This is a genomic window from Elizabethkingia argenteiflava (assembly GCF_009904105.1).
In the GTDB taxonomy this organism is placed as follows: domain Bacteria; phylum Bacteroidota; class Bacteroidia; order Flavobacteriales; family Weeksellaceae; genus Elizabethkingia; species Elizabethkingia argenteiflava.
The window spans coordinates 1-388 of record NZ_JAAABJ010000127.1; the positions used below are offsets into that span (position 1 = coordinate 1).

Consider the following 388-nt stretch of genomic DNA (forward strand, 5'->3'; position numbering starts at 1 on the left):
AACATTTTCACTTCTATTGTGTTCCTTTGCTAACCAATATGCTAAATACAGAATGCTATCTCTACCATAAGAGCCTTTCACAGGTCTTATATTATTGTCCCTTTCTTTTTGAAGGTGTTCTAATCATTTTAAAAAAATTGGCTCAGACTTTTCCATTAACTCTGGAAAATAAGACATTATAAAAATATATAGCGAGCCAATATCCGATTCTAAATATAAAATAGGTGATGTCTTAAAATCTTCGGATGTAGCAACAAATGTAAGAAAGTCCAAAAAGTATGTATTGACTAATTTCGTAAAAGCTTCGCCAGATGGATTAGCATTAAACGAAACAATGGCTTTACTTATTTCCAATGTTGAATAAGAACCCAATGATTGTTCTATAGTA

The 388-nt window shown here is 30.9% G+C and carries 1 protein-coding gene; it reads right to left on the reverse strand.

Translation table 11 applies throughout. The features are described 5' to 3' along the window. Positions 1-123 precede the first annotated feature (123 nt). A partial coding sequence (locus GNY06_RS13520; protein WP_212995063.1) for a hypothetical protein occupies positions 124-388 on the reverse strand: 265 nt, incomplete at its 5' end.